Annotated in this window: 16 protein-coding genes, 1 tRNA gene and 1 pseudogene; 6 read left to right on the forward strand and 12 right to left on the reverse strand. The window is 53.8% G+C overall.

Going from position 1 to position 13,683, the window contains the following annotated elements; genetic code table 11:
• The 3 genes and pseudogenes from N2245_RS11440 to N2245_RS11450 form a co-directional block, all read right to left on the reverse strand.
• Positions 1–207, reverse strand: a pseudogene (locus tag N2245_RS11440) (LLM class F420-dependent oxidoreductase); the annotation flags it as partial.
• 76 nt (positions 208–283) lie between these two features.
• Complete coding sequence (locus N2245_RS11445; RefSeq protein ID WP_494536870.1) at positions 284–655, reverse strand: cupin domain-containing protein; 372 nt, start codon at positions 653–655, stop codon at positions 284–286.
• A gap of 21 nt (positions 656–676) precedes the next feature.
• Positions 677–1,666, reverse strand: coding sequence for a D-2-hydroxyacid dehydrogenase (locus N2245_RS11450; protein WP_494536871.1), 990 nt, complete (start codon positions 1,664–1,666; stop codon positions 677–679).
• 160 nt (positions 1,667–1,826) lie between these two features.
• Here N2245_RS11450 and N2245_RS11455 point away from each other — a divergent pair, with 160 nt between their 5' ends.
• Positions 1,827–3,128 carry an MFS transporter gene (locus N2245_RS11455; protein WP_494536872.1) on the forward strand — a complete coding sequence of 434 codons (1,302 nt, stop codon included), beginning with the start codon at positions 1,827–1,829 and terminating at the stop codon, positions 3,126–3,128.
• A 3-nt stretch (positions 3,129–3,131) separates the two neighbouring features.
• Here the strand turns inward: N2245_RS11455 and N2245_RS11460 are convergent, their stop codons facing one another.
• Positions 3,132–3,350 (reverse strand): hypothetical protein, encoded by a 219-nt coding sequence (locus N2245_RS11460; protein WP_494536873.1) that lies wholly within the window; start codon positions 3,348–3,350, stop codon positions 3,132–3,134.
• A 113-nt stretch (positions 3,351–3,463) separates the two neighbouring features.
• Here N2245_RS11460 and N2245_RS11465 point away from each other — a divergent pair, with 113 nt between their 5' ends.
• Positions 3,464–4,849, forward strand: coding sequence for a nicotinate phosphoribosyltransferase (locus N2245_RS11465; RefSeq protein WP_494536874.1), 1,386 nt, complete (start codon positions 3,464–3,466; stop codon positions 4,847–4,849).
• Here the strand turns inward: N2245_RS11465 and N2245_RS11470 are convergent.
• Together N2245_RS11470 and N2245_RS11475 are read right to left on the reverse strand one after the other, a co-directional pair.
• Positions 4,826–5,950: an NAD(P)/FAD-dependent oxidoreductase gene (locus N2245_RS11470; RefSeq protein WP_494536875.1), complete on the reverse strand. Its 1,125-nt coding sequence runs from the start codon at positions 5,948–5,950 to the stop codon at positions 4,826–4,828. The genes N2245_RS11465 and N2245_RS11470 overlap by 24 nt on opposite strands.
• Positions 5,934–6,152 carry a hypothetical protein gene (locus N2245_RS11475; RefSeq protein ID WP_494536876.1) on the reverse strand — a complete coding sequence of 73 codons (219 nt, stop codon included), beginning with the start codon at positions 6,150–6,152 and terminating at the stop codon, positions 5,934–5,936. Before N2245_RS11475 ends, N2245_RS11470 begins: the two co-directional genes overlap by 17 nt.
• A gap of 191 nt (positions 6,153–6,343) precedes the next feature.
• Between N2245_RS11475 and N2245_RS11480 the strand changes: the two genes are divergently transcribed.
• The 4 genes from N2245_RS11480 (at position 6,344) to N2245_RS11495 (ending at position 8,963) form a co-directional block, all read left to right on the forward strand.
• Complete coding sequence (locus N2245_RS11480; protein ID WP_494536877.1) at positions 6,344–7,315, forward strand: aldo/keto reductase; 972 nt, start codon at positions 6,344–6,346, stop codon at positions 7,313–7,315.
• 22 nt (positions 7,316–7,337) lie between these two features.
• Positions 7,338–8,177: an NAD-dependent epimerase/dehydratase family protein gene (locus tag N2245_RS11485; protein WP_494536878.1), complete on the forward strand. Its 840-nt coding sequence runs from the start codon at positions 7,338–7,340 to the stop codon at positions 8,175–8,177.
• Between the two features lie 182 nt (positions 8,178–8,359).
• Positions 8,360–8,436: transfer RNA gene (locus tag N2245_RS11490), tRNA-Arg, on the forward strand.
• 50 nt (positions 8,437–8,486) lie between these two features.
• Positions 8,487–8,963, forward strand: coding sequence for a hypothetical protein (locus N2245_RS11495; RefSeq protein WP_494536879.1), 477 nt, complete (start codon positions 8,487–8,489; stop codon positions 8,961–8,963).
• Positions 8,964–8,996: 33 nt separating this feature from the next.
• Here the strand turns inward: N2245_RS11495 and N2245_RS11500 are convergent, their stop codons facing one another.
• The 6 genes from N2245_RS11500 to N2245_RS11525 all read right to left on the reverse strand — a co-directional run bounded on the left by N2245_RS11500 (position 8,997) and on the right by N2245_RS11525 (position 13,526).
• Positions 8,997–9,863, reverse strand: a complete 867-nt coding sequence (locus N2245_RS11500; protein WP_494536880.1) for an ABC transporter permease — start codon at positions 9,861–9,863, stop codon at positions 8,997–8,999.
• Between the two features lie 10 nt (positions 9,864–9,873).
• On the reverse strand, positions 9,874–10,692 hold the full coding sequence (gene modA, locus N2245_RS11505) for a molybdate ABC transporter substrate-binding protein (RefSeq protein ID WP_494536881.1): 819 nt from the start codon (positions 10,690–10,692) through the stop codon (positions 9,874–9,876).
• Positions 10,682–11,233 (reverse strand): PadR family transcriptional regulator, encoded by a 552-nt coding sequence (locus N2245_RS11510; protein WP_494536882.1) that lies wholly within the window; start codon positions 11,231–11,233, stop codon positions 10,682–10,684. The genes modA and N2245_RS11510 overlap by 11 nt, the downstream gene beginning before the upstream one ends.
• Before the next feature lie 153 nt (positions 11,234–11,386).
• A complete protein-coding gene (locus N2245_RS11515; RefSeq protein WP_494536883.1) occupies positions 11,387–11,824 on the reverse strand; it encodes a hypothetical protein in 438 nt (145 codons plus the stop codon).
• Between the two features lie 119 nt (positions 11,825–11,943).
• Entirely contained in the window at positions 11,944–12,828 is an 885-nt protein-coding gene (locus N2245_RS11520) for a manganese catalase family protein (RefSeq protein ID WP_494536884.1), read from the reverse strand.
• Positions 12,829–13,070: 242 nt separating this feature from the next.
• A complete protein-coding gene (locus N2245_RS11525; protein ID WP_494536885.1) occupies positions 13,071–13,526 on the reverse strand; it encodes a Fur family transcriptional regulator in 456 nt (151 codons plus the stop codon).
• Positions 13,527–13,683 lie beyond the last annotated feature (157 nt).

The raw sequence follows: 13,683 nt of genomic DNA on the forward strand, positions 1-13,683 counted from the left end.
GGTCCAGCACTCAAAGGTGGTCTCATGCACCGGCACCGGCACTGTGTGGAAATGGTCGAACACCCATATAGAGTCCCAGGCGGTGATGGAATCCGCTACTTTGGCCACGTTGGTCATGGCTTCGTACTGCTCTATCGGGTCTCTTATCTCCACCAAGTCGAGGGTCCACCCCTGTGGTACGAATACCCCAAACTTAACCTCAGACATAACATTCTCCTCCCAACAGATTTGGAGTTCAGCCATTGGTAATGATACAGAAATTCCCAGTTATAACTGAAGGTATCTAGTGTTTATCCCTTATCGTGGGCATCAGGCCATGTCTGCGCCTGTGGCAGGTGACATAGAGTAAGTTCGTTTTTGTAGCTGTGATGCTCCTTTGGGCAGCTTTGGGGATGACCAGCAGGTCACCACTTCTAATGCTTAGTTCTGTGTCATCTATACCTACCTTTCCTTCCCCCTGAATGACTAGTATCAGTACATCGACCTCGTTGTTATAGTGCCTGTCGATTGACGCGCCCGCGTCCAGATGTACTAAGTTGATGTTAAGATCCTCTGTTTGATGGGCCCATAGGACCTTACCCGCCGTGCTTTGTTGTAGGAAGTCCAGGACATTGATATGGAGAAACCTTCGGCTAGATTCAGAACTTAGGTGCATTCCTGCCTCCGTGTGTTGTTCTTAGTACCACTTGGGTTTATCAACTACATTGATGAGCTCTCTACCTGATATAAACCTCCTTGCGTTCTCCAGTATGATGCTATACCTGCGCTCATTGAGGTAAGGGCCATTAGCAGCCACGTGTGGAGTGAGGAGCAAGTTTGGCGTGTTCCACAAGGGATGATCTGGGGGAAGTGGCTCCTCCTCGAACACGTCCAGTCCTGCGCCTGCGATGATGCCCTCATGCAGCGCCTTGACCAGGTCTTTTAGGACCACTGTCTTGCCGCGACCGACGTTGATCAGGAATGCAGATGGCTTCATGAGTTGAAGGCGCTTGATGTGCATCAAGCCTTCTGTTTCGGGGGTATGAGGTACTGTCATGATAACGAAGTTTGCGGTCGGCAGCAGAGAGTCCAGGACTTCTGGTGGGTGTAGCTGGGTAACTCCTGGCGGCATATCGTGCCTTCTTGCATCTACGCCCGCCACGCGCATGCCGAACGCCGCACAGAGGCGGGCTATCTCGGCACCGATACCTCCCACGCCTATTATCAGTGCCGTAGCCTCCGGCAGATGCACCACTCCAGAGTTCTCGGGTGCTGGCTGCCATTGTTGCTGTAGCTGCAGGGGCAGGTATCTTTGGAAGCCTCTTGCGAAGGCCAGTACAAATGCCATGGCGTGAGTGGCTACGTGATCGTTGTAGATACCTCTGAAGTTCGTGACGACTACGGGGTGTGCTACCAGCTCAGGGTAGTAGTAACCAGCGGGAGGTGCTGCTGCTGGCGCCTGCAGCCACTTGAGGTTGGATGCCAGGGCTAGCATCTCTCTAGGGATTGTTCCAAAGGCTGCTACTGCCTGTGGAAGGAGCCTTGCTGCTTCCTTGAACGATTCTGGTACTGCTACTTCCAGTTCGGGCACGTCCTCAGAAAGGCGCCTCGCCCATTCCCGACTGTGATCATACTGTGGTGGCATGAAGACAAACAAAGGTCTAGCACCATCGAGTAGAGCGTGCATTCCAGCCTCCGAACAAATCCCAAAATCACGAGGATACTTGATCTTAGTAGAAATCTACTAGTGTGTCCTCACGAAATTGATGGCATAATTGATTCTGGTCCGAGTCATGGAGGTGAATCCGTGGCTCTTTATGTTTCTATTTTGACACAGGGGCGGGATTTTGCAAACAGAGAATAACTATTCTAGCTTTGATGCAAAGAAGACAGCAGATATCTTCTACCCGGGTGCCTTTGGTTCATTCCGTATTAAGGAGTACCGTATATACTTTCCAGGAGCTATGGTTGCGGCGCTGGGCATGTGGGTACAGATAGTTGCCCAGGGCTGGTTGATAGTGAACCTTACCAGTTCGGAATTCCTGATTGGTCTGATAGCGTTCTGCGCCAACCTACCTTTTCTGCTGCTGTCGCTGCCTGGAGGGATGCTGGCTGATAGGTTCGAGAAGCGCAAGGTTGTGATGACTTCCCAGTGTATCAACGCTATCTTCATGGCGCTCATGGGCCTACTGGTAGCTACAGGAAAGGCTAATATATGGCTGCTGATGGTTTGGTTGCTGGTTGTTGGGTCCGTGGGTGCCATAAGCATGCCGTCGCAGCAATCGATGCTGCCAGAGATAGTGGGGCGCAAGAACCTAATGAACGCGATTGCGCTTAACTCGGCTCAGTTCAACCTGACAGGTGTCGTAGGGCCAACTCTAGGTGGCTTTGCGGTAAAGTACATAGGTATTGCCGGAGCTTATTTCTTCAACGGCCTGACGCTGGTGGTTGCGATGGCCACGCTGTGGGCTATACGACCCCGATTTGCCAGTAGGAATATGTCCTCTATTAGAAGCCGAGATACCGCAAGCTTGGTGTATGCAGCCCGTTATGTGTGGGCTGATGGCAGGATTAGAACGATCGTAGTGTTGGCAGCTGTACAGACGCTCTTCCTGCAGCCCTACAATACACTGCTGCCAGTGTTTGCCAAGGATGTGCTGCATATGGGAGCTAGTGGTTATGGCCTCTTGCTGGGTGCAGTAGGACTCGGAGCCTTCGTAGGGGCAATGATGCTGGCCTTCAAAGGGGAGATCACGAGCAAGGGCAAGTGGTTGATAGTTGCCCAGGTTGCATCGGCGCTGGGGATAATGTCCTTCGCTGTGATGCGTCACCTACCACTGGCGCTAGTGGCGTTATTTGTGGCTGGATGGGGGATCGTGACTTTCCTGGCGATGGGGAACTCGCTTCTGCAGACGGTGGTGCCAGACGAGCTGAGGGGCAGGGTCATGAGCTGCTGGATGTTGGTTGTGCTGGGGCTGACTCCCTTTGGAAGTCTATACATAGGCAGCTTGGCATCTGCAGTGGGACCGGTGGCCTCACTGGTGATCTGTGCGTTGGTTGCGCTGGTATGTGCTGGGGGCATCATCGCCAAGGAGAGAGAGCTTTTCCGGAGTAACTTCTCCCTTACGCCTCAACCTGCAAGGGTGTAGGCGCTACAGCCAGCCAGCCCTTCTGCGCAGGTCTGCCCACCAGCCTGCGGCCTCTGGTGGAGTCTCCAGGGGGTGCTTCTCTCTGTTGTGAATAGCTGGTCCTGTAGAGAACTCTGCTCTGCGCTTGCGAGAGCGCCATTGCCACAGGCCACCGGCTGCAGCAGCTACTCCTGCAGCCGACAGCCACACCCATGGCTTCCTAAGTTGTAGTCGGATCTTCATGAAGTGTTCCTCCTTGAAGCTGGAATTTTAGACCCCAGTGCAATGTGAATAATAATATAAAAGGGCCTGTATGTGACAGACCATCACAGATTTCTGCCCGAGGGGTGATTGTAATGAGCCGTCTGGATGAGAGCGCTATACCTCTGTCGATAGACCTGTATGAGCTCACGATGGGCGCAAGTTACTATGCGCTCGGTATGAATGGCAAAGCTACCTTCAGTTTGTTCGTGCGTAGCCTACCGCCAAACAGGTCTTTCCTGGTTGTGGCAGGGGTGGAGGATGCGCTGAGGCGCCTTGAGGATCTAAGCTTCGATGATGAGGCGCTAGAGTACATCTCTACACTGCCTCAGGTAAGGCCGGACTTCATTGAGTACCTGAGAACCTTTAGGTTCGAGGGAGATGTGTGGGCGGTGCCTGAGGGCTCCATAGTGTTCCCCAATGAGCCGGTGCTGGAGATAACTGCCCCTATCATCCATGGTCAGATAGCCGAGCCAGTGGTGATGAACGCTTTGCACTATCCCACGCTAGTGGCGAGCAAAGCTGCAAGGTGCGTTCTGGCTGCTAGAGGAAAGCCTTTGTTTGATTTCGGGCTGCGCCGCGCCCCAGAAATTGATGGTGCCCTGGCGGCTGCTAGGGCATGCTACCTGGCGGGCTTCAGTGGTACGAGCAACGTGCTGGCTGGCAAGGTGTATGGTATCCCTGTGGTGGGGACGATGGCCCACTCCTTTGTGGAGTCCTTCCCTAATGAGAGGCAAGCATTTGAGGGGTTTATGAGTACATTTCCTCATCGGGTAACTCTGTTGATTGATACCTACGACGTGACGATGGGTGCACAGCACGCGGTTGAGGTCGGCAGGAAGTATGCTGCTCTGGGCAAGCATATCTCAGCGGTGCGCATCGACAGCGGCGACCTGGAAGCACTGAGCAGAAAGGTGAGAGAGATCCTCGACTCAGCGGGTCTTCGAGATATTAGGATAATGGCCAGCGGGGGGTTAGACGAGTACGAGATCGACAGGCTACTTCGAAGCGATGCGCCAATAGACTCGTTTGGAGTTGGCACCAGGGTGGTTACTGCTGAGGATGCTCCAGTCCTGGACATGAGCTACAAGTTGGTGCAGTTCGACGGGAGCCCGAAGCTGAAGCTGAGCGAAGGTAAGAGGACGATTGTGGGGGCCAAGCAGCTTTGGCGCAGGTTAGATCCCTCAGGACGATATGTAGAAGATATGATAGCCGGAAGGGACGAGCCTCCGCCTGATGGTGACTGGCTGCCGCTATTGAGGCCAGTGATGAGGGCTGGCAAGATCATTGAGTCCTTCGACCTTGAAAGGGCTCGTCGGGAGCATGCGCGCGAGATAGAGCGATTGCCGGAGCACCTGAAGGAGATCCGCGGTGTGGGTGAGTACAGGGTGACTCTCAGCCCAAGGCTGCAGGAGAGGCAGCAGTGGGCTGTGGAGATGATAGCACGGGAGGAAGGTCTAGCCGCGAAACCTCAGGGGTGAGTATGGCGTGAGGTCCATCTCTGGCTCTTGGTCGGTGGCCAGTTGTGCTGCCAGCATGCCGGTATAAGGGCCAAGCTGCAGGCCGTAGGCTCCGTGCCCACTAGCAACGATTATGGGGGGTATATCTGGTATCCTGCCTATGATCGGCAAGCCATCGGGGGTGATAGGACGTAGCCCTACCTTCACCTCCAGTAGCCGGGAAGAGGCAAGTGAGGGGGCCACCTTGTAGATCGTGTCGATTATCTCTCGTATGCCGCCGAGTGTAGGCTTGGGATGAAAACCTGCCTCTTCATGAGTAGCTCCAGCTACTACTTTGCTTACTGGAAACGTGAGCATGTAATGTGGGAAGTCGCCCATCACGATTGGCCATTGGTCAGTGCGGGTGTCGGGCACATCTAGGTGGAGGATCTGTCCTCGCTGGGGGCTAATAGGCGGTGGTACGACAGTAAACTTCTCTACCAGCTGCTTGCTCCAGGCGCCGGCGGCTAGTACAAGCCTTTCGGCAGATATGGTAACATTGTCGGCTTGTAGGGTGACCTCCTGCTGGGACACTTTGGTGATCGTCGCTTGTGAACGCACGTACCGAGCACCCCTGTGGACAGCCTCTAGCAGCAGCTGGTCGCGTAGGGTATCACCGATCAGTCTACCCGGGCCTTCTACGTACAACGCACCTTGACAAGGGGTAAGCAGTGGAAAGTATTTATGGACTTGTTCCGGATCGACCAAGCGCACCTCACCATGCATGGGAGCTTCCTTGCCGCGAAGCCTCAGCTCATTGGCGAGGCTCTCTGCATCGATCGGGGAGTGTGGGTCGGTAATGAGATACAGCAAGCCACACCTGTCTAGCAGCTGTTCATTGCCTATCTCTTCTACCAATCCTTCGAGGTATTCGACTGCCCTATAAGCTAAAGGATAATAATTGGGCGATGGATGGAACGTGACTCCTGGAGCGACTATACCTGCGCCAGCTAGGGTAGCTGCCCCTTGTGTTGCAGCATCTACGATTATGGGAGGGTGTCCCATGCCCGCAAGGACGTAAGCGCAGGCAGCTCCTACTATGCCGGCACCCAGAATGACCACATTGCTACTGAGCCGACCCATGCTCCTGGGCCTCCTGGCGAGTAGCTTCTGCCAGTTTCTTCTTGAGCTGTGCTATCTCACGGCGGGCTGCTGAGATCTCGGCGTTGAGCTCGTCTATCCAGTCAGGGTCTGTGGCCGCCTGAAGCCTGTCGAGGTTGTCGGCGACGCTTCTTGAGAGCACGTCTATCCTCTGGACGATCTTCTGTATCTCCTGCTGATTCATGTCCCCTCCCAGCGCTGTTACCAAGCGTAGTCAGCTTGAGCTCTGTCCATTATAAACCAGTCGCACCGTCACGCTAGTGCTCTCATAGGATACCTTATATACACCCTAACGGCCAGGTATGGTGGCAAGTATAATGCATATGGACGTGCTGGTTCCCTGTGTCAAATCTTGTTTCCCAGGAGGTTGTGAAGTTGGATACTCGACGTTTAGGCAACACTGACATGATGATCACCCCTATAGGATTTGGTGCCTGGGCGATCGGGGGCGGTGGTTGGGCTTCCGGTTGGGGACCTCAGGACGACAATGAATCTATAGCTGCGATCCACAAGGCACTGGAGCTAGGCATCAACTGGATCGATACCGCCGCGGTCTACGGTCTAGGCCACTCCGAGGAGGTGGTTGCTAGAGCGCTGGATGGTATCTCCGACAGGCCTTATATCTTCACCAAGTGCGGCCTTGTGTGGGATGAGCAGGGGAACATCTCGAACAGCCTGAAGAGGGAATCTATCCGCCGCGAGGTGGAGGCCAGCCTGCGGCGCCTGCGTGTGGACGTTATCGACCTCTACCAGATACACTGGCCGAACCCTGATGAGGACATCGAGGAGGGCTGGAGCACGCTGGCCGAGCTGCAGAGGGAGGGCAAGGTGCGCTACATCGGCGTGTCCAACTTCAGCGTAGACCAGATGCAACGGGCCATGCGCATCGCCCCGATATCTTCCCTGCAGCCGCCATATAACCTGCTAAACAGGAGTATCGAGAAGGAGATACTGCCTTTCTGTCAGAAGCACAACATAGGAGTGATCGCCTACTCTCCGATGGCCTCTGGTCTGCTCACTGGCAAGGTGACCTCTGAGTGGGTGCGTAACCTGCCAGAAGATGACTGGCGTAAGCGTAGCCCTGAGTTCAACGAACCGAGGCTCTCACGTAATCTCAAGTTAGTGGAGAAGCTGCGCGAGATCGGCAGTCGCTATGGAAGATCCCCTGCCGAGGTGGCTATCGCCTGGGTGCTAAGACATCCGGCTGTAACGGGCGCGATAGTGGGAGCACGTAGGCCTGACCAGGTGGAGGGCATAATAGGCGCTGCGGAATTCAGGCTCTCGCAGGAGGAACTGGATGAGATCGAGCAGTTCTTGTCCGAGCTTGATTCTGTAGCTCAGATCTAATAGATCATCGGAGGAACGGATCATGTCCAAGGTAGTCGTAACAGGCGGTAGTGGTAAGGCCGGCAGAGCGGTCGTTAGAGACCTCCTGGAGCATGGCTACGAGGTGCTTAGTGTAGATCTGGTGCCGCCAGCTGATAGGCTTTGTCCCTCGCTGGTGGTCGATCTGACGGACCTAGGTGAGACCTACGAGGCACTCAGGGGCTACGAGATGATCGTGCATCTTGCGGCCATCCCAGCCCCTGGTATTCGCACTGACGAGGTGACCTTCCGTACGAATACGCTGAGCACCTATAACGTCTTCTCTGCAGCAAAGGATCTGGGTATGTCCCGCGTAGTGTGGGCGTCCAGCGAGACCACTTTGGGGTTACCCTTCGATCGTGAGCAGCCGGCCTATGCACCTATAGATGAGGATCATCCCCTCTATCCGGAGTCCAGCTATGCGCTCTCGAAGGTGCTTGGCGAGGAAATGGCCCGCCAGTTCAACCGCTGGACAGGCGTTCCCTTCGTGGGTCTGCGCTTCTCCAACATTATGGAACCGCAGGACTACGACCAGTTCCCTACGTTCTGGGATGATCCAACGAAGCGCAAGTGGAATCTCTGGGGCTACGTGGACGCGCGGGACGTTGCCCAGGCGTGCAGGCTTGGATTGCAGGCAGATATCAATAGTGCTGAGGTGTTCATCATAGCCGCGGCCGACACCGTCATGAACCGTCCGAGTAGAGAACTGTTGGCGGAGGTGTTCCCCAACGTTGAGCTCCGTAAGGAGGTCTGGGAGTATGAGACACTTCTGTCGATCGACAAGGCACGTAGGATGCTGGGCTATGATCCTCAGTACTCATGGAGGCAGTATGTTGGGAAGTAGAGGAGGAGCCCGGAGAAGCGGGACCCCCTCTACTGTATACCCTTTCCTTTTACTCGGCGCAATACTTGGTAGTGAGGAGTTCTTCGTAGAGAAGGATGAACCATTTTAAGGGAAGTGGGACGGAGCTCCCCCATATCTTGCCACCCCTTCATCTCTTTGCTACACTTTGTGTGAGGGAATTTGTGCCCGTAGTTCAGTTGGATAGAACGCTTGGTTGCGGACCAAGTGGTCGGGGGTTCGAGTCCCTCCGGGCACGCCAATGCTATCCCAACCTCTTATTCCATACTAGTGATTTATCCAGGGTCGAAATTGGAGAGAATAATTCAAGATATCGATAGCGGTATCTCGACTCTTCAAGAGGTCTCGATTGATCTCAAGGAGATTCCACCACCTAGCGGGCAAGACTTAATGGCCCTCAGAGATCATCCTTGGTGTAAAGCTCTGGTGCTGCTGCTTGACACATACACGGTCACCCTTGCTAACCTGGAGATGCTTATATCTCATGCATGTCAGGTCGCTAACCCGCAAAGATTTCACTCCAAGTATGTAGAGTCCCTGCTCGATCCGTCTACGCCATCAGAATATTGGACAAAAGGAGTTATCTCACAAGGAGTCATAGATCTGGCCATAGAGCTTGGCCTGCTAACCCCCACCGAAGGTGAGTTCCTCCTCTCAAGAAGAGTATGGGATCACGGCAGCTTTGCCCTCAAAGATCTATTGCCTGATCTGGAAGCTGCTATACAGCTCTTGTCTGAGCTGTCTGAGCGGCTCAAGGGATACTTATAGCCTTCACATCTCGCAGCACATCAAGCACCTTAGCTAATAGATCTCCGCGCGCGTCACCGATTGCTTCAACGCCCACTTCACGATCATGATCACCCCGAACGATACACATAGCAGGATCGTCGAGAGCACCACCGCCGACTCCAAGTTGATGTTAAAGCCCAGGTAGATCGCTATAGGGATGGTCTGTGTCCTACCTGGGAAATTCCCCGCAAAGATTATCGTGGCCCCAAATTCTCCTAGGGCCCGAGCCCATGTCATGATCGCCCCGCTTATCATCGCCACCCTCGCCAGAGGGAAAGTTATGCTCCAGAACAACCTCAAGGGGCCTGCCCCATCCACCATACCGGCTTCTTCCAGCGCCTCGTCCACTGCAGACAAGCCATTCATAGTCGCGCGAATGTAGAAAGGGGCTGAAACGAAGGTCTGCGCAATCACCACCGCTATAGGAGTGAATGGGATCTGCACCCCAAAGTCCCATAGGTGTTCACCTACTACCCCATACCTGCCGAAGGTAAGCAGCAGGGCGATGCCCGCAGCCGATGGAGGCAACACCAGCGGCAGGTCGATCAGCGTGTCGAGCACTCGCTTACCCCAGAAGCGGTGCCTTGCCATTAGATATGCCAATGGTGTGCCCAGAAGCACTGTCAAGCAGGTAGTCGCTAAGGTCGTGTAGGCGCTCAGCGCTATCGCCATAGAGACCTGCCTGTCGGCGAGACGTGTGATCACCTCTGCCAAGGGCGCCCTAGCCACCAGCGCTACAAGGGGCAATGCTAAGAAGACCACCATCGGAGCGCTGGCGACAATCAGCAACAAGTGCTTGGGCAACCATGGCCTTCGCCTCACTCCTGACAGGTACTCCGCTTCCCTAGCGCTGATCTCCTCAGCCTGTGACTGCATCATAGGCCACCGTTCAACTACTCTTGCCCACAGGGATGAAACCGTACTGCTTGAGGATGCTCTGACCCTTGTCTGACAGCACGAACTCCACATACTGCTCCGCCAGGTCCGCATGCTTGCTAGTCTTCACTACCGCTATAGGATAGCTAGCTACCACGTTGTATTCGTCGGGAATCTCCAACGTGGTCACCTTGTCAGCAGGCGCCGTGGCAGCATCGGAGCTGTACACCACACCAGCATCAGCTTCCCCTAGCACCACCTTCTGAAGCACTGCCTTGACGTTATCTTCATAGGACACCACATTGGCCAGCACCTTCTGCTTGTAGTCGCTGCCCAGCTGTGAATCCCGCGATGCTTGCTCCAGAAACTTCAGCGCATAGCTGCCCACGGGAACATCCTCCGAGGCAAGTACCACCTTGACATCCTTAGAGGCTAGATCGGTAAGCGACTGCACTTTGGAATCATTCTTAGGAGTGACGATCACCAGCCGATTGCGGACGAAAGTCTTGGGATGTGCCTGATCCACCAAACCATAGTCCACAGCCTTCTGCATGTTCTTCTCATCGGCCGAAGCAAACACATCTGCCGGCGCGCCCTGATGCATCTGCTCTACTAAGTCCTGTGAACCCGCAAAGCTGTTGACCACCTTGATACCTGCATGTGCCGCCTCGAACTCCTTGCCTATCTCCGTAAAGGCCCCAGTTAGAGACGCGGCTGCAAACACATTCAGGGTCTGTGAGCTCTCGTTAGAGCTCCCTGTGCTTCCAGGACCGCAGCCAACAATCCATACCAGCAGCACGATTACGCCTATATACCTCAAATTAGAGCTCATATCTTCCCTCCTCAAGATCAATAGCCTGACGGCACGCACATAACCACTCCATAATCGAGCTCACCTGCTGCCGACGAAAATCCAATACCATGCGGCCATAGAGATCTCCATGCTCCTGGCTGCGCTCCAGCTCATCCAGCCACCTCTTGCACTCTAGGTATTGAGCATCCAACAGCTCAACAGCCACTCCCTTGCGTATCGCGAAGTATAGCTTGGCAAGGAAACCTAGCCTCATCTCCCTCGGCTTCCTCACGGGTTGCCTCACCCAGTTGTCGAGCACTGCTTGCCCCTCGGGTGTTAGGGTTAACATCTTGCGCGGCGGCTTATACTCCTGGGGCTCAAGCCAACTGCTTACCAAACCCTCCTCTTCAAAGCGCCCAAGCAAGGCATAGGTGTGCCCCCTCTTGATCCTCCACACGTTGGCAAGAGGGCTAGTGGTTACTAGCCTTTGATGTACCTCATAAGGGTGAGCTGGACTATCCTCTAGTAGTCCAAGCAATGCGTACTCGACTGAAAGGGGTTGCTTACCGTAATGAGCCATTAGTGCCTCTATTAGTAAAGCTATTACTATTCAATATTTGAATATAGGCCTACGGGAAGAATATAAAGCTAGTTGGCTATCAAGTCAATAACCAAGCCTCACAGAAGCTACGGAGAGGGCTATTGCAAGTTGTCTTATCAGAGTGAAGAGTTGCTATGTGCTATGCCTTCTCAGGAACAGTCCTATCCACCCCAGGGCGAGGCCAATAGCTGCCGCAAAGATGGTTATACCCACTATCGCCAGCATTACCGAGAGGCGCTGTCCGGTGAAGTTAGCGTCAGTAAAACCCACCTTTATAGCGAACACAGAGAGCCTGAGTGTCTGCATAGCCAATACGGGCAGAACGACGAAGGCAGCAGCCACAGCACCCGCAGTCACCGCTGCTCCAAACCTGCCATCGGTTACGTAGCCGGCTAACACAGGCATCAGTAACCACAAGAGGATCACTATCCAGGACGCTAATGGCAGAGCTATCGTCCCTACTATCGGGCTAAGTACGAGCATCAACACTAGGCTCATGGCTCCAAACAGCAGTCCCATAGCTATACCACGACCTATACCTGCTTCTTCCCTTGCTCTCATTGCTGTCATCACACTACTCCTTACACTTTTTCTACAGATAGGTCTGCATAATCTGTTCCATAAGGTCGTGTGTAAGAAGATATAAAAATAGGGGAGGTACGAGTACCTCCCCTATGTATTGGCGTCCGCTAAGACATGAGCTTCTTGGCGATCTCCGCCAACATCTCGGGATCATAACCGGGAGCAAACTCCTCAGGCACCTCCTTCAGGTCGGGAATCTCGCCGCCGGCTGGAGGCCCATCCACCACTTTGAGGTCACCACCATCGGTTGGATGAGTGCCGGTCCAAATCTTGGCAACGTCCTTGTAGTCCTCTGGACTGAACCTGTATAGCGTTCTATGGATGCCCTGCTCCTCAAACTTCTTGGCCTCTGGGAACTTGGAGTTCTCGATGTTGGGTACAGGTAGCATCTTCGTCACGTTCACACCAGTCAATGTCTCGAGAGCTTTGGCATAAGCTACCTGGTGTACTCCACCTCTTACAAGCAGGTAACCGAGCATCTGTCGAGCCACAGGATTGTCGGTCATCTCGTATACGCGCAGCTTCTGAAGGCGTGCGCCACACTCCAGGAAGAAGTTGTGTAGCAGGTCTAGCACTATGTCTCCACTCGCAAACACATAGTCTCCGCGCCAGGCCTCACCCATGGAGTTACCCACCAGAGCGGTCTGCCCGTTTACTATGAAGTGGTGCACGTTGCGGTAGTTGACTGCCGACCCTAACGGCGCGTTGACTGGTTCATCTGTATTAGTGGACCCTGTAAGCATCATGTTGATCGTGGCTGCTACCAGCTCTATGTGCCCTAGCTCCTCAGTGCTGATGTTCGCTATCAGATCATAGTATGGCTTGAGCTTCTTCTTCCCACGGAAGTTGAATGACTGATAAGTATAGTTCATCAGGGTAGACATCTCTCCGAACCTACCACCTAGCAACTCCTGCACTGCAGCAGCGGCGTTAGGATCTGGATGCTCGGGTTGCGGCAGTTCCACCTGTAGCTTGTCTATCCTTAGGTACATGCTCTCGCTCTCCTTTCTACGTATCTTATGGTTTCGCCCCTAATGGGGCCAGGAACTTGCGCCGCAATCTATGTACCAGTAAGGATACCTAGAGAAGAAGTTAAGAATATGCATTATCAAAATTTATGGACAATATAAGATGTTTATATAGCACTAATATCTTGATTAAGTAGTCTATAATGAGAAGATAATACTAGGCTAATGCTTAGCGACTCGAGGCAGGTCAACTAGAGTCTGCATCACTACCGGTGGGCTTGTCGGTTTTCCTTCTCCCTGCAGACGCGACAGCGCCCGAAGATCGCGAAGTGGGTCAGTAGAGCATCGAACCCGAACCTCTGCCGCAGGTCCCTTCTCAGGTCGGCGAAGATCTCATCGCTTACCTCCTCCACGTGTCCACATGACTGACATATCAAGTGGTGATGCTTAGCCTTATCGACCGGATGATATTGCACTCTACCACCGCCAAGGTCAGTCTGTGTTACGAACCCGGCATCTCGCAGCACTTCCATAGTCCTGTAAACTGTCGAGAAGCTAATGTGTGGATACCTGCTCTTGACGTGCTCGTACAGCTCCTCCGCGGTCACATGGTCCTCGCTGGAGAGCACAGCCTCCAGGATCATGAGTCGCTGTGGGGTGAGCCTGTACCCCATCTCCTGCAAGCTTTGAGCTGCCTTCTCTACAGTGATCGTGTCTGCCACCCTAAGTACCCCCTCAACCTCTAATAGCATCTCAATCATAACAGATATCTGGTAGTAAATGCAAATAGATGCATATAATAAGCTGCCCCATCTTGTTCTGTGGTATTGCACAAATCTCCTGGGTTCTGATATCCTGTAAAAGGCAGTAGTGATGTTG

This window comes from Thermobaculum sp. T2p, from assembly GCF_059335935.1.

Excerpts from the sequence above, each read along its gene's own strand:
- N2245_RS11500 (WP_494536880.1), bottom strand. The coding sequence starts at position 9,863 with ATGATGCAGTCACAGGCTGAGGAGATCAGCGCTAGGGAAGCGGAGTAC.
- modA (WP_494536881.1), bottom strand. The coding sequence starts at position 10,692 with ATGAGCTCTAATTTGAGGTATATAGGCGTAATCGTGCTGCTGGTATGG.
- N2245_RS11510 (WP_494536882.1), bottom strand. The coding sequence starts at position 11,233 with ATGGCTCATTACGGTAAGCAACCCCTTTCAGTCGAGTACGCATTGCTT.
- N2245_RS11460 (WP_494536873.1), bottom strand. The coding sequence starts at position 3,350 with ATGAAGATCCGACTACAACTTAGGAAGCCATGGGTGTGGCTGTCGGCT.
- N2245_RS11515 (WP_494536883.1), bottom strand. The coding sequence starts at position 11,824 with ATGACAGCAATGAGAGCAAGGGAAGAAGCAGGTATAGGTCGTGGTATA.
- N2245_RS11475 (WP_494536876.1), bottom strand. The coding sequence starts at position 6,152 with ATGAATCAGCAGGAGATACAGAAGATCGTCCAGAGGATAGACGTGCTC.
- N2245_RS11520 (WP_494536884.1), bottom strand. The coding sequence starts at position 12,828 with ATGTACCTAAGGATAGACAAGCTACAGGTGGAACTGCCGCAACCCGAG.
- N2245_RS11450 (WP_494536871.1), bottom strand. The coding sequence starts at position 1,666 with ATGCACGCTCTACTCGATGGTGCTAGACCTTTGTTTGTCTTCATGCCA.
- N2245_RS11470 (WP_494536875.1), bottom strand. The coding sequence starts at position 5,950 with ATGGGTCGGCTCAGTAGCAATGTGGTCATTCTGGGTGCCGGCATAGTA.
- N2245_RS11445 (WP_494536870.1), bottom strand. The coding sequence starts at position 655 with ATGCACCTAAGTTCTGAATCTAGCCGAAGGTTTCTCCATATCAATGTC.
- N2245_RS11485 (WP_494536878.1), top strand. The coding sequence starts at position 7,338 with ATGTCCAAGGTAGTCGTAACAGGCGGTAGTGGTAAGGCCGGCAGAGCG.
- N2245_RS11465 (WP_494536874.1), top strand. The coding sequence starts at position 3,464 with ATGAGCCGTCTGGATGAGAGCGCTATACCTCTGTCGATAGACCTGTAT.